This is a genomic window from Blastococcus sp. SYSU DS0617 (assembly GCF_054051075.1).
In genome coordinates this window covers 212,041-229,020 of sequence record NZ_JBJHAO010000005.1, presented here as the reverse complement: position 1 = coordinate 229,020, position 16,980 = coordinate 212,041, and the positions used below count along the sequence as shown (strand labels likewise).

Below are 16,980 nucleotides of genomic sequence, written 5' to 3'. Positions count from 1 at the left end.
TAAAAACCAAACAGCCCAATCTACAAACACGGCCGCCCGCCCGGCGCGGCGGCCCCCCCCCCCCCGCGGCGTGTCCTGCTGGGATCAGGCCTGGTCGGCGACCTGACGACGGCGGTACGCGACGGCACCGGCCGTGGCCGCACCGACGGCGGCGAGAGCGCCGACGCCGATCGCGGCCTGGTTCTCGATGCCGCTGGTCGCACCGGCACCGGTCTCGGCACCACCGGTGGGCATCTGGCCCATCTGCGAGGCGTTCAGCACGCCACAGGCGGCCGGCGCGGTGGCCTCGAGCGGCAGCGACGGGTCGAGCGAGCTCTGACCCGCCTCGGCGTCGTACTCACCGTTGCCGTTCACGTCGATACCGTGGACGACGAGCACCGCGGTGCCCGCGGCGAAGGCCTCCTGCGTGGCCTGGTCGATCGAGAAGGTGCGCTCGTAGGTGTAGCTGTCACCGTCGGGGGTCGGGAAGCGGTCGACGGCCAGGCCGCTGTCCGCGCCGGTGTCGCCCTCGGTGGTCAGCGACGCACCGATGGAGCCGTAGAACGGAATGCCGTCGGCCGTGTTGATGATGCCGTCACCGTCACTGTCCGCGCTCGCGGGCGGGCAGACGCCCTGGGCACCGATGTGGAAGTGCTGGGCGTGCGGGGCACCCGCAACGACGCCGTTCGCCTCGACGGTGACGGTCGCCTGGTCGCCGTTGAGCGTGACCATGCCGGTGCCCGAGACACCGGAGTCGTTCAGCGCGCCGAGGGACGTCTGGTAGCTGCCGTCGTGGTCGGCCAGGGCCGTGCCTGCCGTCAGCAGGGGGAACGCCGCGGCGGCCAGGGTGACGGCCGGAACTGCGAATGCCTTGCGCATGTGTGACTCCTCGGTCTAGGGGGCGCGCCTCCGGTGGTTCCAGAAGGCGCAGGGGGCGGTTCGAAACCTGCTCCCGGTCGAACGGACGGCGCGTCGGTGCGCCGTCGATGGGGCCTGGAACGGGAAGAACCCGGAGGAACCGCGAACGGCCTGGCTGACCGCGCGCCCTACTGGTGGCAGGCCCTCCGGGAAGGCCTACGCCCCCTGTGCCCGGCGAGGTCCGATTAGAACGCGCACAACCGGATCGAGCGCATGACGTTTTTGTGACGCAACCCTCCGTACGGAGACGACTCCGGATCACGGTGCGGGGGCACGGCGCCGGGAGAGACGACGCTCAGCCCCAGAAGAGACGGAAACCGACCCGGCGCCCGCCGTCCTCCCGGAGCGTCGACATGTCGACGACCTGCCGCGCCTGCTCCTCCACGGGCTCGTCGGAGAGCAGTTCCAGGTAGCGCCGGTGCTCGGTGAGCGACGCGACGGCCAGCTCCACCGTCCCGCTGACGTCCACCTCGTGCGGCGGGTCGGTCAGCTCACCGACCGCGATGTACTGCACGCCGCTCCAGCGCTCCTCGGGCAGGTCCGGGAAGATCCACTCGTTGGCGGCGTCGGCGACCGCGTCGATCACCGACTGGCCCAGCGCCCGGTGGTCGGCCGAGTTGACGTACGCCGGCGAGACGCCCGGCGGGGTCCACGTCGGCCCGAAGTAGCCGGTGACGACGAGGTCCGGGCGGTGCCGCCGGATCGCGGCGGCGAGATCCCGCCGCAGTTCGGGCCCGGCCACCAGGGTGCCGTCCCGGTGGTCGAGGAACTCGACCTCGCTGACCCCCACGACCGCCGCCGAGCGCCGTTCCTCCTCCTCGCGCAGCGGTCCCGCCTCCGCCGGGGGCACCCCCTCCATGCCGGCCTCGCCTCGTGTGGCGAGCAGGTAGTGCACGTCCTTGCCGGCCGCCGTCCAGACGGCGACGGCCGCGGCCAGGCCGTACTCGATGTCATCGGGGTGGGCCGCGACCACGAGCGCGCGCTGCCAGTCGTCGGGCATCCGTGCGGAAGGCATGCGCCGAGTCTTCCCCCCGGTCCCCGTCCCGGCGACCCACCGGGAGCCGGGGCTCAGCGGCCCCGAGCCACCCGGAGGGCTGCGCCGACCAGCGGCACCTGCAGCGGCAGCCGCGCGGTCGCCACGGTCAGCGGCAGCGGCTCCTTCGGGACGACGCGGAACGTGTGCAGGTGCGGGGCCGCACCAGGTGCAGCACCCCGGAGCCACCCAGCAGCGCCGCCAGCTAGGTGTCCGTCCTCGGGAGCCGCATCGGCCCACCGTATGTTGACCGCCGTGTCCGCCGCCGACCTGCTCATCGCCGCGGCGGTGGCCTTCCTGGCCGGCGGGGTCAACTCCATCGCCGGCGGCGGCTCGCTGATCCTCTTCCCCACGCTCGTCGCGCTGGGGCTGGGCACGGTCGAGGCCAACGTGACCAACTCCGTCGCCCAGTGGCCCGGCTACCTGGGCGGCGTGGCCGGCTTCCGCCCCGAGTACACGGGCCAGCGGGCCCGGCTGCTACGGCTGGGCACGGTCGCCGTCCTGGGCGGGACGACGGGCAGCGTCCTGCTGCTCACCACGCCGTCGGAGGCCTTCGACGTCATCGTCCCGGTGCTGGTGCTCCTGGCCAGCTCCCTGCTGGCGGTCCAGCCGCTGGTCACCCGCCGGCTGCGACGCACCGCCGCCGACGGCGTGGTCGTGCGCGATCCCCGCTGGCTGTACCTGGCCCTGTTCCTCGCCACGACCTACGGCGGCTACTTCGGCGGCGCGCTGGGGGTCATCCTCGTCGGGGTGCTCGGGCTGGCGCTGAGCCGGCTCCAGCTGGCCAACGCGCTGAAGTCCGCGCTGTCGGCGGTCACCGCGACCGTCACCGTGGTCGTCTTCGGCCTCTTCGGCGACGTGCACTGGGGCGTGGTCGCCGTGGCCGCACCGACGAGCCTGCTGGGTGGCTTCCTCGGCGCGCGGCTCGCGACGCGCATCCCCGCGACCGCCCTGCGGGTGGTGATCGTGACCTTCGGCGTCGCCGTCTCGGTGTACCTGTTCAGCCGGGTGTGACCGAAGCGACGGTCCTGCCTGCCCCCCAGGGGTGATCTGCCGGGCCCGGGGTACACCATGCGCCGGTTCCGGCCGATGTCCCCGGCATGTTCGGTCGAGTGGGCTTCCGGCTGCTGCCCGGCACGCCGCGCTGGCTGCTGGCCTCGGCCGCACTCGTCGCCACGCTCTGCTGGCTTCCCGCGGCCGCCCACCTGGCCCGTCCCGGTACGGCCGGGGGGCTGCACCCGCTCGCCGACCTGCCCCTGCTGCTGCTGATGCACGTGCTGCTCCTCGCGCTGCTCGTCTGGCGGGCCGTGCGGGTGGCCAGCGAACGGGCGGTCTGGAAGCGCCTCGCCCTCGGCGCGGCCGTGCTCACGGGATGCGTCCTGGCCGCGCTGGTCCTCGGGGCGGTCCCGGCCACGGCGTCGGTGGCCCTGGCCCCCCTGTACTGGAGCAGCGCCGCGGTCTTCCCCTTCTGGTACAGCGCGTTCGTGCGCTGGAACCGGCACAGCACCGGCATCGCCGACCCCGACGACGCCCTGAACGGCGCCTCCGCCGTCCTCGCCGTCGTGGCCGTGCTGAACCTGACCCTCGGCCGGGACGGCACTGCACTGGCCCAGCTCCCCTGGTGGGAGCTGCAAGCGGTCTTCACCCAGTTCGCCGTCGGTTTCGTCCTCCTCGGCACGGCCCTGACCCTGCCGTTCCTGGGGGCCATGGGGCGCGACCCGCGGACCTGGCTGGTGTCCGCCTCCCAGGCCCTCTGGCTGGCCGGTGCCGTCGCGGCCCTGGCCACCGGAGGACACGCCTCCGGCTGGACGACCGCCGTCACCCCGCTGGCGATCCTCTGCCTGGCAGTGGGGGCGACCCTGCGGTCCCGCCGGTCGGCACCGCAGCCGACCGACCCCAGCGCCGCCACGATCGGCGCCTTCGTCGTCATCCTGGCGTCCATCGCCACGCTGGCGATCGCGGCACTCACCGATGGACCGGCGGCCGCCGTCTGGTGCGCGACCATCGCCGCGGTAGGCGCCGGGGTCCGCATGGCGGTCAACGTCAGCGAGCTCGCCCAGCTGGCCGTGACCCGGCGGGAGGCGCTCACCGACGAGCTCACCGGCCTGGCCAACCGTCGGGCGGTGCTCCGCCGCATCTCCGAGCTGACGGCCGAGGGCACGCCGGTGGCGCTGGCGCTCCTCGACGTCGACAAGTTCAAGGAGGTCAACGACGCCCTCGGCCACGCCGCCGGCGACGACCTGCTGCGGCTGGTGGCCCGACGGCTGGAGAGCGCGCTACGGGCCGGCGACCTGCTCGGCCGGCTCGGCGGCGACGAGTTCGCCGTCGTCGCCGTGCTCGATCCGGACGTGCCGGCGGACGAGGCCGCGCAGGCTCTCGGGCAGCGGCTGTGCGACCGGTTGGAGGAGCCCTTCCCGATCGCCGGCATGTTCCTGCACAGCTCCGCGAGCATCGGCGTGACCACCAGCACCGAGGACGCGCAGCGACCGGCGCAGCTGCTGCGCCGCGCGGACGTCGCCATGTACGACGCCAAGCGGTCCGGCCGGGGCCTCGCCCTCTACGACACCGACCGGCACTCCGACAGCAGCGGCCACCTGGCCCTCGTCGAGCAGCTGCGCACGGCCCTGACCTCCGACCAGCTGGTGCTGCACCACCAGCCGCAGCTGGACATCGCCGACGGCCGCGTCGTCGGCGTCGAGTGCCTGGTTCGCTGGGAGCATCCCGAGCGCGGCCTGATCGGCCCGGCGGACTTCCTGCCGCTGGCCGAGGTGCACGGGCTGATGGGCCGGCTCACCGAGCGGGTGCTGGAGTCGGCGGTGGCACAGGCGGCCGACTGGCACGGCCGCGGGCTGCACCTGACCGTCTCGGTCAACCTCTCCGCGAGCAACCTGCTCGACACGTGCCTCCCCGGCCGGCTGGCCGAGCTCCTGGAGCGGCACGCGGTACCGGCGTCGTCGGTCGTGCTCGAGGTGACCGAGAGCGTCCTGCTCACCGATCCCGAGCGCAGCCTCGCCGTCGTCGCCGACCTCGCCGCCCTGGGCGTCACGGTCAGCATGGACGACTTCGGCACCGGCTACTCGTCGCTGGCCTACCTGCGCGACCTGCCGGTGACCGAGCTGAAGCTGGACCGCTCGTTCACCGCCGACCTGCGGACCGACGGGCGCACCGAGGCGATCATCGCCAGCACGATAGACCTGGCCCACCGGCTCGGCCTCCGGGTCGTCGCCGAAGGGGTGGAGGACGACGCGACGCTGGCGCACCTGCGGACGCTCGGCTGCGACACCAGCCAGGGCTTCCTGCACTCCCCCGCGCTCCCGGCGCCGGTCCTGGAACGCTGGCTGCTCGACCGCGAAGGAGCGCCGACCCCGCGCGGCTGAGCTACCTCAGGTGCGCGGTGTCGTTGACCAGCCGCACCGACGTCCGGCCGTCCGACGACCACGCGACGGTGCACAGCGATGCCGCCTCCAGGAAGACCCGGTGGACGACGTCGTCCCCGGCCCCGAGCCCGGCGGCCAGCATCAGCTTGATCGGCGTCACGTGGCTGACCACGAGCACCGTCCTGCCGGCGCACCGGTCCAGGATCCGGCGACGGGCGCGCGCCACCCGGGTGCTCACGTCGGCGATCGACTCACCGCCCGGAGCGGCGACGGTGACGTCGGACATGAACCGCCGGACGGCGAGCGGATGCTTCTCCAGCGCCTCGGCGCCGCTGAGGCCCTCGAGCTCGCCGAAGTCCAGCTCCACGAGGTCCTCGTCGAACTCGACCGGCAGCCCGAGCACGCCCGCGACGATCTCCGCGGTCTCCCGGGTGCGGCGCAGCGGGGAGGCGAGCACGATCTCGACGCCGAGCTCCGCCACGCGGTGGGCTGCCGCCTCGGCCTCCGCGCGGCCGGTCAGGGACAGCGGTAGGTCGTTGCGGCCGCTGTACCGGCGCTCGGGGGTGTGCTCGGTCTGCCCGTGCCGCAGCAGGTGGGTCACCGTCGTGACGACGGGCCGGGGCTCCTCCGGCTGGACGTCGGTCTCGGTCACCGACGGCTCCGCCGCGATGTCGCGGTGCACCGGCCTGCCGTCCATCGCGCTGTTGGCCAGCGCGTCCGCCGCGCCGTTCTGCGCCCGGGGCACCCACGTGTAGCGGACGCCCCCCAGCCGGCCGGCGATGGCCCGCGCCTCGAGCGCGAGCTTGCGCATGTCGGGGTGCTTGATCTGCCAGCGACCCGACATCTGCTCGACGACGAGCTTGGAGTCCATCCGGACCTCCACCTCGGCGGAGGCGTCCAGGTCCAGCGCCGCCTGCAGCCCAGCGACCAGACCGCCGTACTCTGCGACGTTGTTGGTGGCCCGCCCCACGGAGGCGGCGCGCTCGGCCAGCACCTTCCCCGTCTCGGCGTCGCGGACGAGGGCGCCGTAACCGGCAGGCCCCGGGTTGCCCCGGGAGCCGCCGTCGGCCTCGACGACGAACCGGGTCACTGCTCGACTCCGGTCACAGCCCGGACTCGGCGGTGCGCACCAGGATCCGGCCGCAGTTCTCGCAGCGGACGACCTCGTGCGGGTCGGCGTTGCGGACGGCGGCCAGCTCGCGGCCGTTGAGCTCGATGCGGCAGCCCTGGCAGGCGCGCGCCCGGAGCATCGCCGCGCCCGTGCCACCCGTCTGGGTGCGGATGCGGTCGTAGAGCGTGAGCAGCGGAGCCGAGATGCCGCCGACGACCGCCGCGCGGGCCGACTCGTGGCGCTGCGTGCCGTCGGCGATGTCGGCCAGGGCGTCGTCGCGGAGCTGCTCGGCGCGCTCCCGCGCCTCCCGTGCCTCGACCAGGCCCTGCTGCGCCGTGGCCAGCGTGGACTCGGCGGCCTCGAGCCGCTCCATCAGCTCGAGCTGCTGGTCCTCCAGGTCGGCCTGCCGGCGGGCCAGCGACTCGAGCTCGTGCTGGAGCCCGGTGATCTCCTTGGGCGTCGCCGAGCCGGAGTCCATCCGCTGCTGGTCGCGGGCGGCGCGCTGGCGCACGGTGTCGACGTCGGACTCCAGCCGCTTGACCTCGCGGGTGAGGTCGCGGACCTCGGTCTCGGCGCGGACGACGTCGGCGGAGAGGTCGCGCTCGGACTGCTCGGCCGCTTCCACCGCCGCGGCCTCCGGCAGCGTCCGCCTGCGGTGCGCCAGCTGGCTCAGCGCGACGTCCTCGGCCGCGAGATCCAGGAGCTTCTGCTGCTCGAAATGGTCGACCTTCACAAGAAGAAACCTACCCGTGGTTCCTGCTGGCTTCGGCCCCCGTGCAGGGACCCGCCGCGAGCCTGCGAGCGGTGGGGGGCACGGGGGTCCTTCTGCTACCCGTGGTTCCTGCTGGCTTCGGCCCCCGTGCAGGGACCCGCCGCGAGCCTGCGAGCGGTGGGGGGCACGGGGGTCCTTCTGCTACCTGCGCTCCGACCCGGCCCCACGCCGGTGAGGCGGACGCCGCCCGGCTCACCGCAGCGCGAGCTCGGCCTCCACCGCCGCGACGGCGGCAGCGGGGCCGGGAAGCTCCCCGGAGGCGACGACCGCCCCGTCCACGATGAGGGACTCGACGGCCAGCCCCGCCCGGACCGAGCGACGCAGCGCCGCGCCCCGCAGCCCACGCCGCCGGCCGGCGGAGACCAGGGCCGGGACCAGCCACAGCCAGTTCGACGGCGACACCACCTCGATGACGACTCCGGCCGGCAGCCGCGCACGCAGCGCCCGGTACACGGCCCCGACCGCGTCGTCCGGGGGCACGTGCCGGTGCGAGCCGCCCTCGTCGAACGGCCGCACGTCCCCGCTGCAGCAGCCGCCACCCCCGCCCGCGGCCCGGGAGCCGCGGACGAGGATGACGCGTGAGCTCACCGGCGCGGGGTCCCGGTCGGGCCGTCGATGGGCCCGGCCGTCGACGTCCCGACCTCGGGGTTGGCCTGCGCGACCGCGTCCGGCTCCCCGGCGCCGACCCCGTCCAGCGGTACCGGCGGCCGCTCCCGGTGGGCGGCGCGCAGCGCGATCGCCGCCTCGACCATCAGCCACAGGGCGAGCACGAAGATGAGCGCGTCCAGCGGCGCCAGCACCCACTGCTCGTCCTCGATGAAGTTCCGCAGGTTGACGACCAGCGCCCACGTGGTCATGGCCAGCAGGAACACCAGCGGCACCAGCTGCGCCAGCGGGTTGCGGCCGCGCCGCATCACCCAGACCGCGATCACCGCCAGGGCCAGGCCGGCCGTGAGCTGGTTGGTCGTGCCGAACAGCTGCCAGAGGACCCCGAACGTGTAGCCCTGATCGCCACCGCCGGGCAGCAGCGCCATGGCGAGCGGGATGAGCACGGCCACGGTGGTGGCCACCGTGAGGTTCCGGGAGAGGGCACGGATCTTCAGCTGCTCCCCGATCTCCTGCACCAGGTAGCGCTGCAGCCGGATCCCGGTGTCCATGGTGGTCGCCGCGAAGCTGACCACCACGACCACCGCGAAGACCGTGGCGTACTCCAGGGGGACGGCGAGGTTGTTGGCGAACTGCGCGACGCCGGCGACGAAGTTGCCGGCCGCCCCGCCCGACGCGGTCGCGAAGTCCGGGTACAGCGCCTCCCAGTCCGCCTGCGACGCGGCCACGCCCGCCGTGGTGGCGAGCACCGCACCGGTGGCCAGCGAGCCCTCGCCCACCGCGCCCATGTAGCCGACGTAGCGGGCGTCGGTCTCCCGGTCCAGCTGCTTGGACGTCGTGCCCGACGCCACCAGGGAGTGGAAGCCGGACACCGCTCCGCAGGCGACGGTGATGAAGAGGAACGGGAAGAAGTTCGGCGACCCCTCCGGGACGTCGTTGATCACCGGCGCCTGGATGGTGGTCATGCCGACGATGACCCCCAGGGCGATCACGCCGAGGGCGATGAACAACTGGTGGCTGTTGATGTAGTCGCGCGGCTGAAGGAGCACCCAGACCGGGATACGGGAGGCGATCCAGGTGTAGGCGAACAGCAGGACGATCCACAGCGTGCGCGGGCCCATGCCCAGCGCCTCGGCCAGCCCGTCCAGGGAGACCGGGAACTCGTTGCCGACCAGGATCAGCGCGTAGAGGACCAGCACGCCGACGATGGACGGCAGCAGCGCCGACGACCGGCTGCGGTAGATGTACACGCCGATCGCGATGGCCAGCGGGATCTCGGCCACGATCGGGATGACGGCCTCGGGGTTGGCGACGAACAGGTTGGCGATGACCACGGCGAACACCGCGTTCACCAGGGTGAGCAGGAAGAAGATGATGATCATGAAGAGCATGCGCGCGCGGCCGTTGATGACGTCGCCGGCGAGCGTGCCGATGCTCTTCGCCTTGTGCCGGACGGAGACCGCCAGTGCGCCGAAGTCGTGCACGCCGGCGGCGAAGATCGTGCCGAGCACGATCCAGGTCAGCGCCGGCCCCCAGCCCCAGAACACCGCGATCGCGGGGCCGACGATGGGCGCGGCGCCGGCCACCGAGGTGAAGTGGTGGCCGAACAGCACGTGCTTGTTGGTCGGCACGAAGTCGTTGCCGTCGTTGAACTCGTGCGCAGGGGTGACGAACGCCGGATCGAGGGCGTACACCTTCCTGGCCAGGTAGCTGGAGTAGTACCGGTAGCCGAGGAAGAACAGCACCCCGACGACCGCGGCTACGACGAACGCGGGCACGGCGGCTCCCAGGTCCGGGGCGGCACCGTTACCGCCCGCCCAGGGAGTAGACACCGTTGTGATCGACGTCACAAGCGCCATGGCTGCCGTCCGCGCTGCGGGCGTGGCCGAACTGTTGTGGCGCGCGCCCGACGGGCCGCCGGGTGCGCTCGGCGTCGTCCCGCTCGTCCTCGGGGAGCGGCCGGCCGTGGCCCTCCCCTGGGCGCAGGTCGAGGCCGCGCACCAGGCAGCCGCGAGCGACGCCGCGGCGCTGGTGCTCTCCGATCCGCGGCTGACCGGCTCCGCGTGGGCGCCCGTGGTGGCCACCGGCCGGTTCGATCTCGTCGAGGACGCCACCGGCGAGCTGTTCACCGAGGCCCTGCTCGACCAGGAGCTGCGCAAGCACCCGCCGGCCCGCGCGCTCGCGGACTCACCCATGCTCCGGCGGGAGCACTGGTGGTACCTGCCGCGGCTGGTCCTGGTGCTGGACGCCGCCGAGTTCGTCCCGGGCGTGCGGCGCGACGGGCCGGCCGACGTCGTCCTCGGCGTCGACGACCGCGGGCTGCGGGTAGCCACCGTGCGCGTGCCCGACTGGGACGCCGATCCCCTCGAGCTGCGGAACGGCCCCGGCGGGGTGAGCGGCCCGGCGGTGCTCGTCGGTCAGGAGCTGTCCGTGCCCGACGTCGAGCGCTGGACGGTGCACACGACCACGGGGCGCTATGCCGACGGCCGGCTCACCGGTGTCCGGCCGGCCGCCACCCGGGACCTGGAGCCGGTGCCGGGACTGCTCGCGCGGATACGCCGGCAGCGCGGCCTGGAGCGGGCCTGCGTCCGGGCGCTGCGGGCCGCCGGCCACGCGTGAGGGCTCCCCGGCCCTCCTGCTAGCCCGCCTGGCCGGCCCGGAAGACCCAGGGGTCGGTCGTTCCGGCGGCGACCTGGACGGCCACCCGGTCGTCCAGGTCGCGGCGCAGCGCCTCGGCGGCCACGGGCAGCCAGGGCCACTCGCTGGCGGCGTGGGCGACGTCGCAGAGCGCCGGCCCGTCGACCTCGAGCGCGTCGGACACCGGATGGTGCTTGAGGTCGCTGGTCAGCAGGACGTCGGCGCCGGCGGCCGCCGCAGCCGGGAGCAGCGATCCACCGCTCCCACCGCAGACCGCCACCCGCCGGACCGTGCGCGCCGGGTCCCCGGCCACGCGCACTCCCCCGGCGGTGGCCGGCAGCACCCGGGCGGCCAGCGCAGCGAAGTCGCCCAGGCTCATCGGCGAAGGCAGCTCCCCGACGCGGCCGAGGCCGGCGCCGGGCACCCCGGCCGCCGGCTCCAGGGGCACCGCGCCGGTGAGCCCGAGCACGTCGGCCAGCGCGGCGTTGACCCCGGTGCCCGGAGCACGGTCGGCGTTGGTGTGCGCCACGAACAGGCCGGCGCCGGCGCGGACGAGCCGGTGCACGAGCCGGCCCTTCGGATCGTCGGCCGGCACGCCGTGCACCGGGGTCAGGAACAGCGGGTGGTGGGTGACCAGGAGGCCCGCCCCGGCCGCGATCACCTCGTCCACGACGGCCGCGGTCGGATCGACGGCGAAGAGCACCCGCCCGACGGGCTCCGAGCGGTCGCCGCACACGAGCCCGACGGCGTCCCACGGCTCGGCCAGTGCGGGGTCGTAGCGCGCCTCGAGCGCGGTGATCACGTCTCCGAGCAGCACCGTCACGCCTCGGAGGGTAGGGGGCGCACCGCCGCCGGAAGGGCACCGCGGTGACAAGCTCTGGACGTGGGCGGCGACGGGGGGCGGAGCAGGGGCCTGCACGCCCCCGCGTGGCTCGAGGAGCTGGTCCGCACCGGTCGTCCCGCGGTGCCGTGGCGGGACGTCGTCCGCTTCGCCGTGACGATCCCCGCCCCGCTCGCCGTGGCCGTCGCCGTCGAGGGCGGCGTCGAACCCGGGACGACGCTCAGCGCCGGCACCTTCGGCACCATGGGCGCGCTGGCGGCGACCCTGGCGCCGCAGGCCGGGCCCCAGCGGGACAAGTTGCGGCGGATCGCCGCGGCCGGCGCGTTCGGCGCCCTGGGGTTGCTCGCCGGGGGCCTGGCCACCGGCAGCGGCTGGGTGCCCGTGGTGGTCATCGCGCTGATCTCCGTGTTCGCCGCCGGGATCAGCCGGATCGACGCCACGATGTCGTTCGGCTCGCTGCAGCTGCTGATCTACACCGCGCTCTCCTCGGGCTTCCTCACCTCGCTGTCGTGGCACACGGAGGTGGGGCTCTTCCTGCTCGGGGCGGCGTGGGCGACGCTGACGACGCTGGTCCAGCACCGCACGGAGGGCGGCGACCCCGACCGCGCGGGTGTGGCGGCGGTGTTCACCCGCATCGCCGACCTGCTCGAGGCCGGGGACGCACCGCACGCGGAGGCCGCACGCCGCGAGCTCACCACCGCGCTCAACGACGCCTACGACCGCGTGATCCGCAGCCGCAGCCACCACGCCGGCCGGGTGCGGGAGCTGTCGGAGCTGGCCGGCGTGCTCAACTCGGCCGCGCCGCTGGTCGAGGCCGCGGTGGCGGCCGCCCGCGCGCGCGTCCCGGCCGACGACGACGTCGCCGCCGTGCGCGATCTGGCCGCCGCGCTGACCGGAGCCCGGGAACTGCCGGCCGACCGGCCGCCCCCGCTGGAGGACGGGCACCGGGCGCGGCGCGCCGTCCGCCACGGCGTCCGGCTGGTCTGGAACGTCGTCGGGGATCCCGAGGAACGCGCCGGCGCCGCCGCCGAGCGGCCGGTGACCGACCTCGGCTCGCGGCTGCGGGACCTGGCCGACCGCACGGTGGCCAGCGCCGACAGCCGGGCCTTCGCCGTCCGCCTGGCGCTGTGCATGTCCGCCGCCGAGGTCGCCCGCCAGCTCCTGTCCACCGAGCGCCCCTACTGGGTGCTGCTCACCGTGGCCATCGTGCTCAAGCCCGATTTCGGGTCGGTCTTCGGCCGGGCCGTGCAGCGCGGCGCCGGCACCCTGTTCGGCGTGCTGCTGGGGTCGGCCCTGCTGGCGCTCCTCGGCGGCAGCGCCTGGCTGCTGGTGCCGATGTCGCTGTCCGCGGCCGTCCTGCCGTGGGCGCGTGCGGCGAACTTCGGCCTCTTCTCGGTGTTCCAGACCCCGGTGATCCTGCTGATGCTCGACCTGACGCTGACCGACGACGCCGGGCTGGTCGCCGAGCGCCTCGTCGACACCCTGATCGGCTGCGCGATCGTGCTGGTGTTCGGCTACCTGCTCTGGCCGCAGACCTTCCGGGCGCAGCTCGGCCGGGCCCTGCACGACGCCACGGTGGCACTGGACCAGTTCGTGGAGGCCGCCTTCACCGGGAGTCCGGCCGACCGTCGCCGCGCCCGCCGGCGCAACTACCGAGCCCTCACCGAGCTGCAGACCCAGCTGCAGCGACGGCTGGCCGAGCCGCCGCCCGTCAGCACGCGCGCGGCGGCGTGGTGGCCGGTGATCGTCGCGCTGGAACGCACGTCGGACGCGGTGACCGAGGCCGTCATCGCCACCCGGGAGGGCGAGCCGGTGCCCGACCTCGCGCAGGTGGCGGTGCTGCGCCGCGCGATCCGCCGGCTGGAGGACGACGTCCGGGCGACCGGGACCACGGACGACGCGGAGCTCCACGCCGAGGGCGTGCTGGCACCGGTGGCCCGCGAGGTGGACACGGCCCGCCGGCTGCTCCGCGACAGCGCCCCGGGCCGGCGCTCGTTCCGCGGCCGGCGCTGAGCGCTCCGGTTGCCTCCTGCGCCGGAAGGCCCTGGGATGTGCCGGGTGCCGAGACACTCCCTGCCCACCCCACCGCCCGTGCCCACCCTCCCGCCGCTGTCCGGCCCTCCTCCCCCGGGCTCGCTCACCGTCCGGACCGACGACGGCGTCGACCTGCACGTCGAGCTGGACGGGGACCCGGACGCACCGCTGACCGTCGTGCTGTCGCACGGCTTCACCGCCCGGCTCGCGGAGTGGCAGCTGCAGCGGGCGGCGCTGGCGGACCGGGCCCGGCTGGTGCTCTGGGACCAGCGGGGGCACGGCCGCTCCGGCTGGACGCCGTTGACGCGGGCGACGATCGACCGCACCGGCCGCGACCTGGGGCAGGTGCTCGACGCCGTCGCGCCGACCGGCCCGGTGGTGCTCGCCGGGCACTCGATGGGCGGGATGAGCGTGCTGGCACTGGCCCGCCGGCGGCCCGAGCTGTTCGGCGACCGCGTCGTGGGGGTCTTCCTGCTGGCGACGTCGGCCGGCGGGCTGGTCGAGACCGGCGTGCTCGGCCGGCTGGTCGCGCTGATCCGGAGGACCGGCCTGCTCCCGCTCTACCTCCGCGGCGTGCAGCTCGTCGCCCCGGTGCTCGAGCGCTTCCGCTGGCGCGGCAGCCCCGTGGGCCGCTGGTTCACCCGCCGGCAGCTGTTCGGGCGCGACGACGCCGACCCGGCCCGGGTGGCCCTCGTCCAGCGACTGCTGGAGGAGACGCCGTACCCGGTGGTCGCGGCGTTCTACGCGACCTTCCTCGACCACGACGAGACCGCCGCGCTGGAGGTGCTGCGGCGGGTGCCGGTGACCGTCGTGGCGGCGACGCACGACCGGCTCACCCCGGTCGGGCACGCCCGGCGGATCGCCGAGGCCGTGGGCGCGGAGCTGGTGGTCGTCCCCGGCGCCGGCCACAGCGTGAACCTGACCCGCGCCGCCGTCGTCGACCGCGCCTTCCTGGAGCTGCTCGACCGGGTGGCCCAGGCCCCGAGGAGGGCCGGTTGAACGCGCCGCACGCGGGGCATGCGATTGTGGCCCCCGTCACGATCCCCATCTTGCAGTAACCCGGCGACACCCCTAATTTCAGCGGCCACGGACGACGTGGAACGGCCCCTCTCCGGAGCACCGGCACCGAGGGGCGGCGAGGAGCAGAACGTGGACCGGATGAGTGCGCTCGACAGCGGCTTCTACTTCGCCGAGAGCGAGAACACGCCCATGCACGTCGGGTCGGTGGCCGTCTTCGACGGCCCGGCACCGACCTACGGCGACGTGGTGCGGTTGCTGCTCAGCAAGCTCCCGATGGTCCCCCGCTACCGGCAGCGCGTGCGCGAGGTGCCGATGCAGCTCGGCCGGCCGATGTGGGTCGACGACGCGCACTTCCAGATCCTGTACCACGTCCGGCACACCGCGGTGCCCCGTCCGGGCAGCGACGAGCAGCTGCGCAACCTGGCCGGCCGGGTGCTGGGCCAGCGGCTGGACATGTCCAAGCCGCTGTGGGAGCTCTACCTGATCGAGGGCCTGCAGGACGACCGCTGGGCGATCATCTCCAAGGTCCACCACTGCATGGTCGACGGCGTCGCCGGCAGCGACCTGATGCAGCTGATGTTCGACCTCTCCCCCGACGCCACCCACGAGGCACCGCGCGACTGGACGCCGCAGCGGTCCCCCTCGGGCGCCGGCATGGTCGCCGGCGCGCTCGCCGAGGCCGTGACCCACCCCCTGCGCCAGGCCACCTCCCTGCCGGCGACCGGCGGCGCCGGACGCATCGCCAGGCAGGTCATCGACTCGGGCAGGTCCGTCGCCGCCACCCTCCCCTCGCTGGCCAAGCAGGCGCTCACGCCCACCGCCCGCTCGCTCAACGGGCCCATCGGGCCGCACCGCCGCTGGGCGTGGACCTCCGGTGACTTCGCCGAGCTCAAGGAGGTGCGCACCGCGCTGGGGGGCACCGTCAACGACGTCGTGCTCGCCGCGATCTCCACCGGCTTCCGCCACCTGCTCAAGGGCCGTGGCGAGCTGTCGTCGGAGAAGCTGGTGGTGCGGACGATGGTGCCGGTCTCGGTGCGGTCGGACAGCCAGCGCGGGAACCTGAACAACCAGGTCTCCTGCGTCTTCGTCGACCTGCCGGTCGGCGACCCGGACTCACTCTCCCGGCTGACCTCCATCCGCGGCCAGATGGACGAGTACAAGAAGGCGATGCAGGCCGTCGACGTGCCGTCGATCATCGGCATGGGCGACTACGTGGCGCCGACCCTGCTCTCCCTGGGCGTGCGCGCCGCGCTGACGGCCGGCCAGGTCTGGTGCCAGGCGGTGACGACGAACGTGCCGGGCCCGCCGATCCCGCTGTACGTGCTCGGCCGGCGGATGCGCTCGGCCTACGCCTACGTGCCCATCGCCGGCGGCACCCGCTGCTCGATCGGCATCTTCAGCTACCAGAACACGATGACCTTCGGGATCAACGCCGACTTCGACGCCTTCGCCGACGTCGACGTCCTCTCCGGCGGCATCCGCCGCGGCATCGAGGAGCTGCTGGAGCTCGCCCGTGCCGAGCAGGCGACGCCCGAGGTGGAGCAGCCGGCGCCGGCCGGGCCCGGCCACACGCCGCGCACGCGGCCGGCCTCCGCGGCGGCCCGGTGAGCCCGTCGAAGCAGCGCTCCGGGGGACGGCGCCGCAGCGGGGACCGCGACCTCACCGTCGCCGTCACCGGGCCCACCGGGACGTTCGGCGCCGGGCTGATGCCGCTGCTCCAGGACGACGACCGGATCGCCCGGGTCATCGGCATGGCCCGCCGCCCCTTCGATCCGGCCGAGCGCGGCTGGACGAAGATGGAGTACCGCCAGGGCGATGTCCGCGACCCCGACGCACTGCGCGAGGCGTTCGCCGACGCGGACGTCGTCGTCCACCTGGCGTTCCTGATCTCGGGCAACGCCTCGCGCGAGACCATCCGGGCGATCAACGTCGACGGCACGCTCAACGTCTTCCGCGCCGCGGCGGCGGCCGGCGCGCGCCGGTTCGTCTACGCCTCCTCGGTGGCCGCCTACGGGTTCCACGCCGACAACCCCGAGCTGATCGACGAGGACTGGCCGGTGCGCCCGGCCGCCCGGCTGTTCTACGCGCAGGAGAAGGCCGAGCTCGAGGACCTCCTGCACCGCGAGGCTGAGACCGCACCGGAGCTCGCGCTCTACCTGCTGCGCCCGCCCGTGGTGCTGGGCCCGAACGCCGTCGGGGCCAAGGACGTGCTCCCCGGCCCGCTCGCGCCACTGGGCAGGCTGCTGCTCGGCCGGCCGCGCCGGCTGCCCGTGCCGCTCCCGCTGCTCGTGCCGGAGCACCCGCTGCAGCTCGTGCACGAGGAGGACGTCGGCCGCGCGCTGCAGCTCTGCGTGGTCGGCGCGGGGCCTCCCGGGGCCTACAACATCGCCGGCGAGGGGGTCGTCACCGCCGCCGACGTCGCCCGCGAGTTCGGCGCGCTGCCCATCCGGCTGCCGGCCGGTCCGGGCCAGGCCGCCGCGCGTGCGGTGTCGCGGCTGCCGTTCCTGCCCCCGGTGGCCGAATGGGTGGAGGCCGCGAGCAGACCGGCCATCATGGACACCACCCGCGCCCGGGAGCAGCTGGGCTGGCGACCGCGCTACAGCGGCCTGGAAGCGCTGCGGGACACCCTCCGCGACCGGTCCTGACCCCCGG

The 16,980-nt window shown here is 74.5% G+C and carries 14 protein-coding genes; 7 read left to right on the top strand and 7 right to left on the bottom strand.

Translation table 11 applies throughout. The annotated features are described in order from the left end of the window. Nucleotides 1-84: 84 nt before the first annotated feature. The gene (locus ACI793_RS08700; protein ID WP_456605974.1) at nt 85-858 is read right to left on the bottom strand and encodes a hypothetical protein; all 774 of its coding nucleotides are present in this window, start codon (nt 856-858) and stop codon (nt 85-87) included. Nucleotides 859-1,192: 334 nt separating this feature from the next. After that, nucleotides 1,193-1,912, bottom strand: a complete 720-nt coding sequence (locus ACI793_RS08695; protein WP_456605973.1) for a PIG-L deacetylase family protein — start codon at nt 1,910-1,912, stop codon at nt 1,193-1,195. A gap of 273 nt (nt 1,913-2,185) precedes the next feature. Between ACI793_RS08695 and ACI793_RS08690 the strand changes: the two genes are divergently transcribed. Both ACI793_RS08690 and ACI793_RS08685 read left to right on the top strand, forming a co-directional pair. Then, nucleotides 2,186-2,944 (top strand): sulfite exporter TauE/SafE family protein, encoded by a 759-nt coding sequence (locus ACI793_RS08690; RefSeq protein WP_456605972.1) that lies wholly within the window; start codon nt 2,186-2,188, stop codon nt 2,942-2,944. Between the two features lie 86 nt (nt 2,945-3,030). Then, a complete protein-coding gene (locus ACI793_RS08685; protein ID WP_456605971.1) occupies nt 3,031-5,307 on the top strand; it encodes a putative bifunctional diguanylate cyclase/phosphodiesterase in 2,277 nt (758 codons plus the stop codon). A gap of 1 nt (nt 5,308) precedes the next feature. On the opposite strand, the gene ACI793_RS08680 is transcribed toward ACI793_RS08685, so the two are convergent. From ACI793_RS08680 to ACI793_RS08665, 4 genes are all read right to left on the bottom strand, one after another. Beyond that, on the bottom strand, nt 5,309-6,397 hold the full coding sequence (locus tag ACI793_RS08680) for a bifunctional RNase H/acid phosphatase (RefSeq protein ID WP_456605970.1): 1,089 nt from the start codon (nt 6,395-6,397) through the stop codon (nt 5,309-5,311). A 13-nt stretch (nt 6,398-6,410) separates the two neighbouring features. Beyond that, a complete protein-coding gene (locus ACI793_RS08675; RefSeq protein WP_456605969.1) occupies nt 6,411-7,151 on the bottom strand; it encodes a zinc ribbon domain-containing protein in 741 nt (246 codons plus the stop codon). A 231-nt stretch (nt 7,152-7,382) separates the two neighbouring features. Further along, the gene (locus ACI793_RS08670; RefSeq protein WP_456605968.1) at nt 7,383-7,778 is read right to left on the bottom strand and encodes a hypothetical protein; all 396 of its coding nucleotides are present in this window, start codon (nt 7,776-7,778) and stop codon (nt 7,383-7,385) included. Then, nucleotides 7,775-9,574 (bottom strand): carbon starvation CstA family protein, encoded by a 1,800-nt coding sequence (locus ACI793_RS08665; RefSeq protein ID WP_456605967.1) that lies wholly within the window; start codon nt 9,572-9,574, stop codon nt 7,775-7,777. The genes ACI793_RS08670 and ACI793_RS08665 overlap by 4 nt, the downstream gene beginning before the upstream one ends. Before the next feature lie 58 nt (nt 9,575-9,632). On the opposite strand from ACI793_RS08665, the gene ACI793_RS08660 reads away from it, so the two are divergent. Then, nucleotides 9,633-10,415: a hypothetical protein gene (locus tag ACI793_RS08660; RefSeq protein ID WP_456605966.1), complete on the top strand. Its 783-nt coding sequence runs from the start codon at nt 9,633-9,635 to the stop codon at nt 10,413-10,415. Between the two features lie 19 nt (nt 10,416-10,434). Here ACI793_RS08660 and ACI793_RS08655 read toward each other — a convergent pair whose 3' ends face one another. Then, entirely contained in the window at nt 10,435-11,256 is an 822-nt protein-coding gene (locus tag ACI793_RS08655) for a Nif3-like dinuclear metal center hexameric protein (protein ID WP_456605965.1), read from the bottom strand. A gap of 60 nt (nt 11,257-11,316) precedes the next feature. Here ACI793_RS08655 and ACI793_RS08650 point away from each other — a divergent pair, with 60 nt between their 5' ends. From ACI793_RS08650 to ACI793_RS08635, 4 genes are all read left to right on the top strand, one after another. Further along, entirely contained in the window at nt 11,317-13,287 is a 1,971-nt protein-coding gene (locus ACI793_RS08650) for an FUSC family protein (RefSeq protein WP_456605964.1), read from the top strand. A gap of 78 nt (nt 13,288-13,365) precedes the next feature. After that, nucleotides 13,366-14,307, top strand: a complete 942-nt coding sequence (locus ACI793_RS08645) for an alpha/beta fold hydrolase (RefSeq protein ID WP_456605963.1) — start codon at nt 13,366-13,368, stop codon at nt 14,305-14,307. A gap of 159 nt (nt 14,308-14,466) precedes the next feature. Then, on the top strand, nt 14,467-15,936 hold the full coding sequence (locus ACI793_RS08640) for a WS/DGAT/MGAT family O-acyltransferase (RefSeq protein ID WP_456605976.1): 1,470 nt from the start codon (nt 14,467-14,469) through the stop codon (nt 15,934-15,936). After that, the gene (locus ACI793_RS08635) at nt 15,933-16,973 is read left to right on the top strand and encodes an NAD-dependent epimerase/dehydratase family protein (protein WP_456605962.1); all 1,041 of its coding nucleotides are present in this window, start codon (nt 15,933-15,935) and stop codon (nt 16,971-16,973) included. Before ACI793_RS08640 ends, ACI793_RS08635 begins: the two co-directional genes overlap by 4 nt. Nucleotides 16,974-16,980 lie beyond the last annotated feature (7 nt).